Genomic DNA, 13,920 nt, shown 5'->3' on the forward strand with positions numbered 1-13,920 from the left:
AGGGTCACTTGAGCAGACCCCGACTCAAGCGCCCGCAGCGGCGGCACGGCAGCCTGTGCTCCATGACCGTCCGCCACTGCTCGCTGCCGCCGCAGCCGGCCCCCGCGTATCCGCCGGGCCTGGCCGCCGAGCGGCTCGGCGCGCTGGTCGGCGGGCGGCGGCTGTGGGTCGCCGGCACCGTGCTGCACTACTGCTTCTTCGGCGACGACAGCGCGGGGTCGGAGATCGCCGTGCCCGGAACCGGGCGGACCCGGTGGGTTCCGTGGGGCGGGGCCGAGGAGCAGCGGGACGTGGTGCGCGAGTGCTTCGAGGAGTGGCGGGGACTCGGGCCGGGCCTGACGTTCACCGAGGTCCACGACCGCACCGAGGCGGAGCTGCGCATCGGGTTCCAGCTCGGTGACGGCTCCTGGTCGGCCGTGGGCAGGGACGCGCTCCGGACCGGCGTGCACGAGCGCACCATGAACTTCGGCTGGGACCTGACCGCACCGGGTGAACGCGCCACCGCCCTGCACCAGATCGGGCACGCGCTGGGCATGCTGCACGAGCACCAGAGCCCGTACGCCGGTATCCACTGGGACGACGAGGCCGTGTACACCGAGCTGGCGGGCCCGCCGAACCACTGGAGCCGGGACAGGACGTACCACAACATCCTGCGCAGGCTCGGCCCGGACGAGGCCAACGGCCCTGTCTGGGACCCGCAGTCGATCATGCAGTACGCGCTGCCGCCGGGGCTGGTCCTGGAGCCGGAGCAGTACCACAGGGGTGTGCACCCGCCCGGCACCCTCTCCCCCGCCGACAAGGAGTTCGTGCTCCGCCGGTACCCGCCGGCCGATCCGCCGCTGCCACCGCCGCTGGTGCCGTTCCGTTCGGTGCCGCTGGGTCTGGGCCCCGGTGGGCAGGCGGACTTCCGTGTCGATCCGCCGGAGACCCGCGACTACACGGTGGGCACCTTCGGCGAGGCCGACCGGGTCGTCGTGCTCTTCGAGGAGCGGGACGGGGAGCCCCGTTTCCTCGCCGGCCACGACGACGGGGGAACCGCGCGGAACGCGGCCGTCACGGCCCGGCTGGTCAAGGGACGCCGCTATTACGTCCGGGTCCGCCTGTACTCCGCGTGGGGTCCGGGCGAGACGGCGGTCATGTGCTGGTAGCCGACCGCCCACGGACGACCGAGCCACATCCGGCGCCGGGGGAGCGGCCGGGGACGTCACCTTCGGGGGAGGGTGGCGTTCCCGGCCGGTGTGGTGGGGTGTGGACCGCGGTACCTCCCCCCCTGGCACGCCGCCGCCGAACGCGGCGATCGTGCGGTCCGGCTCGATGGCGGCGCGGGGTCCGCGCGAGCACCGGACGTCACCCGAGCCGCCCTCCAGGCGTGTGCCACCGTCCGCACGGCCCGCGGTGACGAGTGCGAGCCGGGCCGGCCGGCAGGAGCGCTGCCGCGTCCGCGCCGAAGTCCGCCGCCGCTGCGAGCGGGCATGCGACGACCCGCCCGCCTCCCTCGGCTGACGCTCGGACGGCCGGACGGACTCCGCGAGGGTGGCGTTTCGCCCGTACCCGCACGGTTACCCCTGAGGAGGGGTAACCTCGCGCGCCCGCTGTGCACGGTCCGGACGCCGGGGGCCGTGGTTCGTCGACGGGATCGGAACGGAGCTCGCATGGCCAGCACCAAGGTGTCCGACTACATCCTCCAGCGGCTGCGCGAGTGGGATGTCGACCACGTCTTCGCCTACGCGGGTGACGGCATCAACGGTCTGCTGGCGGCCTGGGGACGGGCGGACGACAAGCCGAAGTTCGTCCAGTCCCGCCACGAGGAGATGTCCGCGTTCCAGGCCGTCGGCTACGCGAAGTTCTCCGGCAGGGTCGGGGTGTGCGCGGCCACCTCCGGACCCGGCGCCATCCACCTGCTGAACGGTCTCTACGACGCCAAGCTGGACCACGTCCCCGTCGTGGCGCTGGTCGGGCAGACCAACCGCAGCGCCATGGGCGGCTCCTACCAGCAGGAAGTGGACCTCGCCAGTCTCTACAAGGACGTGGCCTCGGACTTCCTTGAGACGGCCATGGTCCCCGAACAGCTGCCGAACCTGATCGACCGGGCGTTCCGCACCGCTTACGCCAAGCGCACCGTCACCGCGATCATCCTCCCCGCCGACGTGCAGGAACTGGACTACAGCCCGCCGACGCACGCCTTCAAGATGGTGCCCTCCAGCCTCGGTCTGGGCCGGTACGCGCCGGTGCCGGCCGACGAGGACCTCCAGCGGGCCGCCGACGTGCTGAACGCGGGCGAGAAGGTCGCCGTGCTGATCGGGCAGGGTGCCCGCGGCGCACGTGAGGAGGTCGAGCGGCTGGCGGACGTCCTCGGTGCCGGGGTGGCCAAGGCCCTGCTCGGCAAGGACGCCCTGCCCGACGACCTGCCCTACGTCACCGGCTCCATCGGGCTGCTGGGCACCCGCCCCTCCTACGAGCTGATGCGGGAGTGCGACACCCTGCTGACGATCGGCTCCAGCTTCCCGTACACGCAGTTCCTGCCGGAGCTGGACCAGGCGCGGGCCGTGCAGATCGACATCGACCCGCACATGATCGGCCTGCGCTACCCGAACGAGGTCAACCTCGTCGGCGACGCCCGCGAGACGCTGCGCCGCCTGCTGCCCAAGCTGCACCGCAAGCAGGACCGGGCATGGCGGGAGAAGACCGAGAAGAACGTCGCCCGCTGGTGGGAGGTCATGCAGCGCCGTGCCGCCGTCAGCGCGGACCCCGTCAACCCGGAGTACGTCGTCCACGCCCTGGACGGCAAGCTGCCCGACGACGCGATCCTCGCCGCCGACTCGGGCTCGGCCGCGAACTGGTACGCCCGGCACCTGCGGCTGCGCGGCCGGATGCGCGGCTCCCTGTCGGGCACCCTGGCGACGATGGGCCCGGGCGTGCCGTACGCCATCGGGGCGAAGTTCGCCCATCCCGGCCGGCCCGCCATCGCCCTGGTCGGGGACGGCGCCATGCAGATGAACGGCATGATGGAGCTGGTCACCGCCGCGAAGTACTACCGCGAGTGGTCCGACCCGCGGCTGATCGTGGCCGTGCTGAACAACGGTGACCTCAACCAGGTCACCTGGGAGATGCGCGCCCTGTCCGGCGCTCCGCAGTTCGAGGAGTCCCAGCACCTTCCCGACCTCCCCTACGCGGACATCGCCCGGCGCATCGGCCTGGACGGTGTGCGGGTGGAGAAGCCCAAGCAGGTCGAGGCCGCCTGGGACCGGGCCCTCGCCGCCGACCGGCCGTTCGTCATCGACTTCCGCACCGACCCGGCCGTCCCGCCCGTCCCGCCGCACGCCTCCCTGGACCAGATCGAGGCCGCGGCCACCGCGATCCTCAAGGGCGACAGCGACCGCGGCTCCATGGTGAAGCAGGGACTCAAGGCCAAAGTGCAGGAGATGCTCCCCGGCAGCCGGCACCGCGACGACCGCCCCGGCGCCGGCCGGCACGACAGCAGCGAAGGGAACAGGTGACCCGGAGGGCGCCGCAGGACCGGACGTGCCAGGACGGGCCCGTCGTGGAGCGTCCGGCCGTCTCCGTGTACCGGATTCCCACCGAGTCTGCCCGCCGCCGAACGCCCTGGTCCCCCACTGGTCCCCTGGAATGACCGAGGGGCCGCTTCGGATTTCCCCTGAAGCGGCCCCTGGCTTACGACTTCGTAAAGTCGGGACGACAGGATTTGAACCTGCGACCCCTTGACCCCCAGTCAAGTGCGCTACCAAGCTGCGCCACGTCCCGATGCGGTTCGCGCGGCGAACCGCGTGATCTCGCAGGTCAACACTACCGCATCGGGGCGCGGGTCAGCCGCGCACGGCGGGGGCCCCGGGCTTCGTTTCCGGGGTGGCCGGCTGTACGGAGGAGGAGGCCGGGCGGGTGGTGCGGCGGGCCGGGACCAGGAGGGCCGCGCCCGCCGCCGCGAGGCAGAGCACGGCGAGCAGGGCGAAGCCCTGGGTGTAGCCGGACTCGTACGGCAGCCCCGAGGGCTGGAGCCGGCCGGTGACCAGGACGCTGGTGATCGCGGCGCCGATGGAGCCGCCGATGGTGCGGATGTTGGCGTTCATGCCGGTCGCGGCGCCGGTCCGGTCGGCCGGGACGCTGCCGACGATGAGGTTGGCCATGGCGGCGAAGGCCAGTCCGATACCGAGGCCGAACACGCCCGCGGCCAGGGCGACCTGCCACTGCCGCCCGTGCCAGAGGGCGAGGACGGCGCAGGCGAGCGCGCCGAGCGCGGCACCGGCCGTCAGCAGCGCCTTGGCGCCCACGACCGGCTCCAGCCGGCCGCTGAGCATCCCGGAGAGGAACATCGCGACCAGCATGGGCAGCATCAGCAGCCCGGCGGTGGTGACGCTCGCGCCGAAGCCGTAGCCCGCGGAGTCCGGGGTCTGTACGAAGCCGGGGAGGAAGGACCAGATCGCGTACATGCCGGCGCCGAAGAGCAGTGCGGCCGTGTTGGTGGTCCACACGGCGGGCAGCCGCATGACACGCAGGTCGATCAGCGGGCTGCGGGAGCGGGACTCGGCGTACAGCCAGAGTGCGAACAGGACGACGGCGGCGCCGAGGAGTCCGAGGACGCGGGCGGAGCCCCAGCCCCAGCCGCCGGCCTGGCTGAGTGGCAGCAGCAGGGCCACCAGCCAGGCCGAGAGGAGCCCGGCGCTCGCCCAACTGACACTGCCTTCGGACCGGTTGGGGGACTCGGGTATGTAGCGCAGGGCGATCAGGGTGGTCACCGCGACGACGGCCACGGGGATCCAGAACAGCCAGCGGTAGTCGAGTGCGGTGACGATCGGGCCCGCCGCCACCATGCCGACGCCACCGCCGGCGGCGATCACGGCGGACAGGCTGCTGATGCTGCCGCTCACCTCGGAGGCCCGGAACTCGTCGCGGATGATGCCGAAGGAGAGCGGGAGCAGGGCGCCGCCGACACCCTGGACGACCCGGGCGAGGATGAGGACGCCGATGGTCGGCGCGAGGGCGGCGAGCAGACAGCCGGCCGCCACGGCGACGAGGACGCCGACGAGGGTCCGCTTGCGGCCGATCAGGTCGCCGACGCGGCCGAGGATCGGGGTGAACACCGAGGCGGACAGCAGGTACGCGGTCATCACCCAGGTCGCGGTGGACTGCGAGGTGTGCAGCGCGTGCTGGACGGTCGGCAGGGCCGGCGCGATCAGCGACTGCAGCATGGAGAACACGCCGGCACCGGTCGCGAGGACCGCGAAGGTGAGGCGGGTGGACGAGCGGGGCATGGAAAGCCTCTCCGAATCCGAACAGGTGCGGCCGCCGCCGCACGGCCGGCGTGCCGCGGCGGCCGGGTGCGGGGCCGATGCGGCACGCGGGCGGCGTCGGGCACTCCGGCGGCCGTGGGGGCGGTCGCGGAACGGTGGCACGGGACGGGGGCGGTGCGCCTGGCGCAGGGCCCGTGAGGGAGGTCGTACGCGGAGGTACGGGAGTAAGGGGTAGGGGGTGCCGACGCGCCCGTCGATGCGTGCGGCCGCACGCGTCCACGGCGATCACACCCCGCACTGCTAAAGTGGAGGCACCCCTCCACTGTAGCGGAGGTACCCCTCCGCTTCAATCCGAGCCCCGTCCGGGAGGCAGTCGTGACCGCCCAGCCGTTCCCCGTCAGCGAGATCGTGGCGTCCCGGCGACCGCACCGGAAGGACGCCGCCCGCAACTACGACGCCCTGCTGGCCGCGGCCCGCGAGGCGTTCGCCGAGCACGGCTCGGAGGCCTCCCTGGAGGACGTCGCCCGCCGGGCGGGGGTCGGCATCGGCACCCTCTACCGGAACTTCCCGACCCGTCGGCACCTGTTCGAGAGCGTCTACGCGGGTGAGGTGAACGACCTGTGCCGGTACGCCGAGGAGGTCGCCGACGGGGAGCCGTGGGAGGCGCTGGACGCGTGGCTGCGCCGGTTCGTGGACTACACGGTCACCAAGCGGGCCATCCGGGAGGCGATGGACGGCGAGTCGGAGATCTTCCTGGCGTGCCGGGAGTCGATGTACGCGGCGGGCGGTCCGCTGTTCGAGCGGGCGCAGCGGGCCGGGCGGGCGCGGGGCGACATCGCCTTCGACGATCTGCTGCGGATGGTCGCCGGGATCACCGCGACGAACTTCCTCGACGACGCCCAGCGCGACCGGGTGCTGGCCATCGCCCTGGACGGGGTGCGCACCGAACGCTGAGCCGCGACGCACCGCGGGGCGGCCCCCTTCCCGGGGCCGCCCCGCGGTCGTATCGGGTGGTGCGCGGTCAGTGCCTCGTCCGTCTGCTCCCACTCGGTGGCGAGTACGGGCCTGATCGGACCGCCGGTGTCGAGCACCACCAGGTTCTCGTACGGTACCCGCGGGTGGTCGGCCTCCGTTTCGGCGCCCGGCGCCCAGCTCTCCGGGAAGCCGCCCCGATTGACGGCCAGGGTGCTGGCCTCGTCCGTGCTCCCGGGGCCTTCCGAGCAGTCCGCGAGGACCAGCACGGTCGCCATTGACGCGACGGCGAGGGCTCTGGGGCTGCCGCCGTTCCTCATGCTTCTCATGGACCGAGCGCCTCCTTGCGCCGGGTGGCGCGGGAAGGGAGGGAAGGGAAGGGCCTGGGGTGCGCACGGAGCCGACGAGCCGTGCGGTGCCAGTGAAGGTACTGGTGAAGCGGGAAAGCCCACCCTTCCCGGGGCGCAAGGTGATGCTGCGCGTCGGAAAGCACCGGTGCCCGGAGCGCACGGTGTCCCGTGTCCCTGAAGCCCAGGGGCACGGGACACCGTGCGCGCGGCCGGACTCAGCCGGTGGCGACCAGTTGCCGCGGTTCGCCGTCCCGCCGCTCCGGCCGCGCGGTCCGCAGCGCGGCGATCCCGATGAAGACCATCGACGCCGTGCCGGCCAGGGCGAAGGCCGTGAAGCCCCAGTCGCCCTTGTCCGCGGCGAGCAGCTGGCCGCCCAGCCACGGTCCGAAGACCGCGCCGAAGCGGCCCATGCCGGAGGTCCAGCCGACCGCCGTGGCCCGGTTGGCGGGGGCGGAGCCGATGGACACGGTCGCGTAGATCATCGTCTGGGCGCTGTTGAGGAACACACCGGTGAGGAAGACGACGACGAAGGTCAGCGCGAGCGGCATGTGGACGCTGAGCAGGAAGACGCCGCCGGCGGTCAGCGCGAACCAGATCGCCGAGATGCGCGGGGCGCCGAAGCGGTCGGAGGCCCGGCCGGCGATCAGCATGCCCACGATGCCGCCGAGGTTGAACAGGACGACGAAGGTGAGCGCGGAGCCGAGTTCGTAGCCCTCGCTGCGCATCAGGGTGGGCAGCCAGGTGGCGACGCCGTAGACGAGGAGCAGGCCGCCGAAGGAGGCCAGCCAGTACAGCAGGGTCTGGACCCACTCGCCGCCGCGGAACAGGTTGAGCAGGTTGGCCCAGGGGGCGCCGGCGGCGGTCCGGTCCTTGGCGGCGGGCAGCTCGGCGTCGTAGCGGGCGGCCAGCGCGCGGGCCTCCTCCGTGCGGCCGCGGGCGACGAGGAAGCTCAGCGACTCGGGCAGGAACCGGGCGAGCACGGGGACGAAGAGGAGCGGGACCACACAGACCCAGAAGGCGGCGCGCCAGCCGAGCGGCTCGACGATCCACAGGGCCACGTAGGCGGAGAGGATGCCGCCGGCGTGGTGGGCGGTCATCAGCAGACCGATGGTGAGGGCGGCGCGGGCGCGCGGGGCGTAGTCGGAGACCATGCTGATCGCGGTGGGGAGCAGGCCGCCGAGGCCGAGGCCGGCCAGGGTCCGGCCGAGGCCGAAGACGGCGACGCTACTGGAGACCGCGCAGAGGCCGGAGGCCAGCGAGAAGAGCGCCACGCAGGAGACCATCAGCTTCTTGCGGCCGATGCGGTCGGCGACCGTCCCCGCGGTCAGCGCGCCGACGAGCATGCCGAAGGTGGCGTAGCTGCCGAGGTCGCCGGCCTGGGCCGAGGTGATGCCGAGGGCCTTCTCCTCGAGCATGTGGGGCAGGACCGAGCCGTAGATGAACATGTCCAGGCCGTCGAAGAGGACGGCGAGCCAGCACAGGCCGACGACCAGCAGGGCCAGTCTGCTGCCGCGGGCGGGCGGCGCGGAGGAGGAGGACATCGTTGTTTTCCTCTCGTCCAGGAGGAGTTTCCCTGGAGGGGACGTGTGATGGGGCGACGCTAAGGACCCCGCTCCCGAAGTGTCAACGCTTTTGTTAACAATCTCAGCAACAATCTGAGACACCGGAGTCGGAACACGTACACGGAGGGGGCGGACCGCGCGCGACACGCGCGGTCCACCCCCTTCTTGTCCGATGTCCGTCAGGCGACCGGCGGCGTGCCGTGGGTGTGGAACGACGCGATGGTCTTCAGGCCCCAGGCCTGTCCCTTGGCCCGCTCCGCCTCGGTCCAGGTGATCAGCGGCCAGTCGGGCGCCAGCACCAGACGGGTGAGCGGGTTGCACAGCTCGATGCGGTTGCCGCCCGGCTCGTAGACGTAGAGGAAGAACGTCTGCTGGATGGCGTGCTTGTGCGGGCCCGTCTCGATGAACACGCCGGTGTCGATGGCGAGGTCGGCGGCGCGCAGGATGTCCTCGCGGGTGTCGGCCGCGAAGGCGATGTGGTGCAGCCGTCCGGAGGAGCCGGTCCAGTCCTCGGTGTAGACGACGTCGTACGACTTGTCGGTGAAGGTCAGCCAACGGGCGGCGGTCTTCCCGGAGTCGAGCCGGATCTGCTCGGTGGGCCGGGCGCCGAGGAGCTGTTCCTGGAACTCGGCGTTGGCGAGCACGTCGGCGGCGAGGAAGTTGATGTGGTCGAGGCGGCGTACGCCCACGCCCCGGTTGGGCCTGGCCTGCGGCTGGTTCTTCAGCGCCGGCTTCAGCTCCTCGGGGGCCCGGTAGTGCTCGCTCTCCCAGTACAGGGCGTGCTCGTGGCCGTCGGGGTCGGCGGTGAGGTAGAGCCTGCCGATGCCGGGCTCGTCCTCGACCCACTTCCCGGGCCGGCCCGCCGCCTCCAGGGCCGCCACCCGGCGCTGGAGGGCCTCCTCGCTGGAGGTGCGCAGCGCGAGCCGGCCGAGGCCGGGGTGTTCGCGGGCGGTGAGGACCAGGCTGTGGTGTTCGTAGTCGTCGTAGGTGCGCAGGTAGACGGTGTCGCCGTCCCGGCCGTTGACGGTCAGGCCGAGGTAATCGGTGAAGAAGGCGACGCTGGCGTCCAGGTCGGGCGTGAAGAGCTGGGCGTGGCCGACGTGGGCGATGTCACCGAGCGGCGGAGTCATGGGTGCCTCCAGGGCGTTGTGCGGGGATCGGTGCCGTCTCGGCGGACCGGGGGAAGACGGTGCCGTCGAAGATCTTGCGCGCGGTGCGTACGACGGCGGTGCGGCGGACCGTGGCGGAGCCGGGGTCGACGTGGACGTCGACCTCCAGGAAGCCGGTGGGGTGTTCGACGCGTACCCGGTCGCCGGAGTCGGGGAGTCGTGAGATCCCCTCCCCCACCCCGCCGGGGACGCGCAGTCCGGCCGCCACGCTCGCGGCGCCCAGGACGCCGATGGAGGTGTGGCAGCGCACCGGGATGAAGGTGCGGGTGGTGACCGCGCCGCCGTGCCGGGGCGGGGCGAGCAGGGTCAGTTTGGGCACGGTGGTGCCCTCGACGTCCCCGAGGCCCATCAGGTGCCCGGCGGCCAGCCGGATCTCCTTGAGGCGGTCGGCGAGCGCCGCGTCCTCCTCCAGTTCCGCCGGCGTCTCGTACCCGGTGACCTGCAGCGCGGCCGCCGGGATCAGCACCACCGGCATGCCGTTGTCGACGCAGGTCACCTCGGTGCCGGCGATCGTGTCGCGGACGTTGCCGGTGGGCAGCAGCGGGCCCTCGCCCTTCGGGAACTCGATGACGACCGGGGCGGCCGTGCCCGGCACGCCGGATATCCCGGCGGTGCCGGTGTAATCGACGCGCCCGCCCGGGGTCGGGAAGGTCGCGACGGCGCGTTCACCGGTGTTGAGCATGCGGATGCGTACGGACGTCCCGTCGTCCCCGGCGGCCACCAGCCCGCGTTCGACGGCGAACGGGCCCACTCCGGCGAGGATGTTGCCGCAGTTCTGCCGGTCGGTGACCTCGGGTGTGTCCACGGCGACCTGGAGGAACAGGTAGTCGACGTCCGCGTCCGGGTCGGCCGAGCGGGAGACCACGGCGACCTTGCTGGTCAGCGGGTGCGCGCCGCCCAGGCCGTCGATCTGGCGCGGGTCGGGGCTGCCCATGATCCGCAGCAGCAGGTCGTCGCGGGCGGCGGGATCGGCGGGCAGGTCGTCGGCCAGGAAGTAGCCGCCCTTGGAGGTGCCGCCGCGCATCAGCGTGCAGCGCACCCCGTCGGAGCCGGTCACGACCGCTCCCCGGCCGCGTACGCGTCGTACGACTGGTAGGTCACGCCCAGTTGCCTCAGCTTCTCGCGCAGCCCGTAGCGGTCGAGGCCGAGCTGGCCCTCGATGAAGGCGGCGCGGGAGGCGGCCTCCTTGTTCTCCCGGGCCTCGGACGCCTCGGCCGTCTCCCGGGCCTTCTCGCGGGGGACGACCACCACGCCGTCGTCGTCGGCGACGATCACGTCGCCGGGGCGGATCACCTGGCCGTCGACGGCGACCGGCACGTTCACCGAGCCTCCGGTGGCCTTGACCGTGCCCTGTGCGGAGACGGCCCGGGACCAGGCGGCGAAACCCATCTCGCGCAGCTCCTGCGTGTCGCGGATGCCCGCGTTGATGACCAGGCCGCGGACGCCGCGCCGTTGCAGCGCGGTGGCGAACAGCTCGCCGAACATGCCGTCGGTGGACGGGGAGGTGGTGGTGACGACCAGGACGTCGCCCTCGCCGCACTGCTCCACGGCGGCGTGGATCATCAGGTTGTCGCCGGGCCAGGAGAGCACGGTGACCGCGGTGCCCGCGACCCGTACGCCCTGCTGGACGGGGCGCAGCTCCGGTCCGAGCAGACCGGTGCGGTCCATGGCCTCGCTGATCGTGGCCACGCCGTACCCGGCGAGCGCCTCGACGTCCTTCGCGTCGGCCTTCGGGGGGTTGGTGACGACGACGCCGCTCATGCCAGCTCCTTCGCGATCTGCGGGTACGGGCGCATGAACGCCTCGGCCATGGTCTTGTGCGGCAGGCCCAGGTTGGGGCCCGCGTTGCGCTTGAGCTGGACGCCGCGGCGGACGGCCAGGTCGGTGTAGTAGTCCCACAGGTGCCGCTGGGCGCCGAGGCACTCCATGGCCTTGCGCTTGGTCTCCCACACCTCGGTGATGTCGAGCAGGACCTCCGGCCTGAAGCCGCTCATCTCGGGCTGGTGCGGCTCGAAGTAGAAGACGGGCGGGGCGCCGATGATCTCGCCCTCGCCCGGGTAGCCGATGGCCTGGGCGAGGACGCGGGCCTGGAGGGCCATGCGGTTGGCGGCCGGGTGGTCGCCGTTGTACGGGTCCTCGACGGGGTGGGTGAGCACGACGTCGGGCTGGGTGGCCCGGTAGACCTCCACGAGCCGGTCGGTCAGTTCGGGGGTCTCGGTCAGCGGGTAGTCGCCGGCGTCGAAGAAGCGGACCTCGGCGCCGAGGGCGGCGGCGGCCTTCTCCGCCTCCTCCCGGCGTATCGCCTTGATCTCCTCCAGCTTCTTCCCCTCGCGCCAGGCCTTGGCCGACTCACCGCGCTCGCCGAAGGTCAGGCACGCGATGGTGACCTTCTCCCCGCGGGAGGCGGCCAGGGCGATGGCGCCGCCCGCCCGCCACACGAAGTCCCCCGCGTGCGCGGTGACGACGAGCGTCGAACGTGGGACGGCGGCGGGCGCGTTGGCATGCGTCATGACTGAAGATCTCCTTGGTGACAGGTGACGCCCGCCCCGGTGCGTGTGTCAGTCGCGCAGCGCCTCGATCACGCTGGTGAGGTGGGCGCGGACGGCCGCCTCGGCCGCCTGCGGGTCCCTGGCCGCGATCGTCTCGATCATGGCCAGATGCTCGTTCAGGGATTGCTGCGGACGCCCCGGTCGCAGCGCCAGCTGGAAGCGGTGCCGCACCAGTTGGGCGTTGAGCCGCTCCAGGAGCTCCACCGCCGTCGCCTGGCCGGAGAACTCCCGGATCCTGGCGTGGAGTTCGTGGTTGAGCTCCGAGTAGGTGAGCGGTTCACCGTCGGCCACGGCCTTGCGCATCGACGTGCCCAGGTCCTTGAGTTCGGTGACCTGTGCGTCGGTGACGGCGGCCGCCGCCTTCGCCGCGCAGAGTCCTTCGAGGACCAGGCGGCATTCGGTGATGGCGACCGCTTCCTCCACGGTCACCACCCGCACCCGTGAACCACGGTTGCGGATCCGCTCCACGAGCCCCTGGGACTCCAGCTCTATCAGCGCGGCCCGGATGCTGGCCCGGGTCACGCCGAACTGCTCGGCGAGTTCGTTCTCCACCAGCCGCTGCGCCGGCGCCATCTCGCCGTGCAGGATCGCCTCCCGCAGCTGCCCGAGCGCAAGCTGTTTGGCCTGCTCCCCGGTGCCCGGACGGACTTGGTTCGGCATGGTTGCCCTCCCTGAGTGAGTGCCTGTCGAACGTAAATCTAGCCAAACAAGATTGTCAACAATTTTGTTCGCCGTATTGCGGTGGTCGCTTCCGGTGCGTGGATTGTCCTGTCAAAAGGTTGACATGACGCCGGGTGCCCGCAGAAGGTGAGCGGGCAGGACACGGACCGGGCCGGAGAGGGGCTTTCATGGTGGATGCACTGGGTGTCGCCGTCGTCGGATTCGGCTGGATGGGGCGGGTGCACACCCAGGCGTACGCACGCGTGCGGCACCACTATCCGCAGCTCCCCCTCCGACCCGAACTGGTCACGGTCGCCGAGGAGGTGCCGGGCCGGGCCGAGGAGGCCGCCGCGCAGTTCGGGTTCGCCTCGACGACCCGCGACTGGCGGGAGGTGGCCGCCGATCCCCGGGTGCGGGCCGTCAGCATCACCGCCCCGAACTTCCTGCACCGCGAGATCGGTGTCGCGATGGCCGAGGCCGGCAAGCACCTCTGGATCGAGAAACCGGTGGGCCTGGGCGCGGACGACGCCCGCACGGTCGCGGACGCGGTCGCCAAGGCCGGGGTCCAGGGGACGGTCGGCTTCAACTACCGCAACGCGCCCGCCGTGGAGGCGGCCCGCGAGCTGATCGCCTCCGGTGAGATCGGCACGGTCACCCATGTCCGCATCCGGCTCTTCAGCGACTACGCGGCCCACCCGGAGGGCGCGCTGACCTGGCGTTACGAGCGGGAGCGCGGGGGCAGCGGGGTGCTCGGCGACCTGGCCTCGCACGGCGTGGACCTGGCGCGTTTCCTGCTCGGCGACATCGCCTCGCTGACCGCGGACACGGCGGTCTTCCTGCCCGAGCGGGCCCGGCCGGTGGGTGCCACGGCCGGTCACTCCCGCGCGGCCGGCGGTGAACTCGGCCCGGTGGAGAACGAGGACTACGTCAACTGCCTGCTGCGGTTCGCCTCCGGTGCGCGCGGGGTGCTGGAGGCCTGCCGGGTGTCGGTCGGCGAGCAGAACAACTACGGCTTCGAGGTGCACGGTACCGAGGGGGCGGTGTTCTGGGACTTCCGCCGGATGAACGAACTGGGTGTCAGCCGGGGCACCGGCTACCAGGACCAGCCCGTCAGCACGGTCTACGTCGGCCCGGGGCACGGGGAGTTCGGGGCCTTCCAGCCGGGGGCGGCGAACGCCATGGGGTACGACGACCTGAAGGTGATCGAGGCGTACCGGTTCCTGCGCTCCGTCGCGGAGGGGGTTCCGTACGGTGCGGGGCTCGCGGACGCCGTGCACAGTGCGGTGGCGCTGGACGCGATGGCGCGGTCGGCGGAGAGCGGGGCCTGGGTGGTGCTCTGACATCTCCTTGCCCCCGCCGCCCCTTCCCTCCCGCTCGAGCGAGGTCGAGAGTGGGGGAGGGAAGGGGCGGCG

11 protein-coding genes and 1 tRNA gene are annotated in these 13,920 nt (G+C 72.3%); 4 read left to right on the forward strand and 8 right to left on the reverse strand.

Annotated features, from left to right (window positions below; all coding sequences use genetic code 11):
• The first annotated feature begins 62 nt into the window (after positions 1-62).
• Together ACF1DX_RS16215 and ACF1DX_RS16220 are read left to right on the forward strand one after the other, a co-directional pair.
• A complete protein-coding gene (locus ACF1DX_RS16215; protein ID WP_391792137.1) occupies positions 63-1,148 on the forward strand; it encodes a M12 family metallopeptidase in 1,086 nt (361 codons plus the stop codon).
• A 504-nt stretch (positions 1,149-1,652) separates the two neighbouring features.
• Entirely contained in the window at positions 1,653-3,497 is a 1,845-nt protein-coding gene (locus tag ACF1DX_RS16220) for a thiamine pyrophosphate-requiring protein (protein ID WP_391791815.1), read from the forward strand.
• Between the two features lie 191 nt (positions 3,498-3,688).
• Here the strand turns inward: ACF1DX_RS16220 and ACF1DX_RS16225 are convergent.
• Both ACF1DX_RS16225 and ACF1DX_RS16230 read right to left on the reverse strand, forming a co-directional pair.
• Positions 3,689-3,762: transfer RNA gene (locus tag ACF1DX_RS16225), tRNA-Pro, on the reverse strand.
• Positions 3,763-3,824: 62 nt separating this feature from the next.
• A complete protein-coding gene (locus tag ACF1DX_RS16230) occupies positions 3,825-5,267 on the reverse strand; it encodes an MFS transporter (RefSeq protein WP_391791816.1) in 1,443 nt (480 codons plus the stop codon).
• Between the two features lie 354 nt (positions 5,268-5,621).
• On the opposite strand from ACF1DX_RS16230, the gene ACF1DX_RS16235 reads away from it, so the two are divergent.
• Entirely contained in the window at positions 5,622-6,200 is a 579-nt protein-coding gene (locus ACF1DX_RS16235; protein WP_391791817.1) for a TetR/AcrR family transcriptional regulator, read from the forward strand.
• A 583-nt stretch (positions 6,201-6,783) separates the two neighbouring features.
• Here the strand turns inward: ACF1DX_RS16235 and ACF1DX_RS16240 are convergent.
• From ACF1DX_RS16240 to ACF1DX_RS16265, 6 genes are all read right to left on the reverse strand, one after another.
• On the reverse strand, positions 6,784-8,109 hold the full coding sequence (locus ACF1DX_RS16240; protein WP_391791818.1) for an MFS transporter: 1,326 nt from the start codon (positions 8,107-8,109) through the stop codon (positions 6,784-6,786).
• A 200-nt stretch (positions 8,110-8,309) separates the two neighbouring features.
• On the reverse strand, positions 8,310-9,260 hold the full coding sequence (locus ACF1DX_RS16245) for a catechol 2,3-dioxygenase (RefSeq protein ID WP_391791819.1): 951 nt from the start codon (positions 9,258-9,260) through the stop codon (positions 8,310-8,312).
• Positions 9,241-10,356 (reverse strand): 4-oxalomesaconate tautomerase, encoded by a 1,116-nt coding sequence (locus tag ACF1DX_RS16250; protein ID WP_391791820.1) that lies wholly within the window; start codon positions 10,354-10,356, stop codon positions 9,241-9,243. The genes ACF1DX_RS16245 and ACF1DX_RS16250 overlap by 20 nt, the downstream gene beginning before the upstream one ends.
• Entirely contained in the window at positions 10,353-11,060 is a 708-nt protein-coding gene (locus ACF1DX_RS16255) for a 4-carboxy-4-hydroxy-2-oxoadipate aldolase/oxaloacetate decarboxylase (RefSeq protein WP_391791821.1), read from the reverse strand. Before ACF1DX_RS16255 ends, ACF1DX_RS16250 begins: the two co-directional genes overlap by 4 nt.
• Positions 11,057-11,809 carry a PIG-L deacetylase family protein gene (locus tag ACF1DX_RS16260; protein ID WP_391791822.1) on the reverse strand — a complete coding sequence of 251 codons (753 nt, stop codon included), beginning with the start codon at positions 11,807-11,809 and terminating at the stop codon, positions 11,057-11,059. The genes ACF1DX_RS16255 and ACF1DX_RS16260 overlap by 4 nt, the downstream gene beginning before the upstream one ends.
• Positions 11,810-11,857: 48 nt before the next feature.
• The gene (locus ACF1DX_RS16265) at positions 11,858-12,508 is read right to left on the reverse strand and encodes a GntR family transcriptional regulator (RefSeq protein ID WP_391791823.1); all 651 of its coding nucleotides are present in this window, start codon (positions 12,506-12,508) and stop codon (positions 11,858-11,860) included.
• 188 nt (positions 12,509-12,696) lie between these two features.
• Between ACF1DX_RS16265 and ACF1DX_RS16270 the strand changes: the two genes are divergently transcribed.
• Positions 12,697-13,848, forward strand: coding sequence for a Gfo/Idh/MocA family protein (locus ACF1DX_RS16270; RefSeq protein WP_391791824.1), 1,152 nt, complete (start codon positions 12,697-12,699; stop codon positions 13,846-13,848).
• Positions 13,849-13,920 lie beyond the last annotated feature (72 nt).

The sequence above is a fragment of the Streptomyces sp. NPDC014676 genome, assembly GCF_043084105.1.
GTDB lineage: Bacteria > Actinomycetota > Actinomycetes > Streptomycetales > Streptomycetaceae > Streptomyces.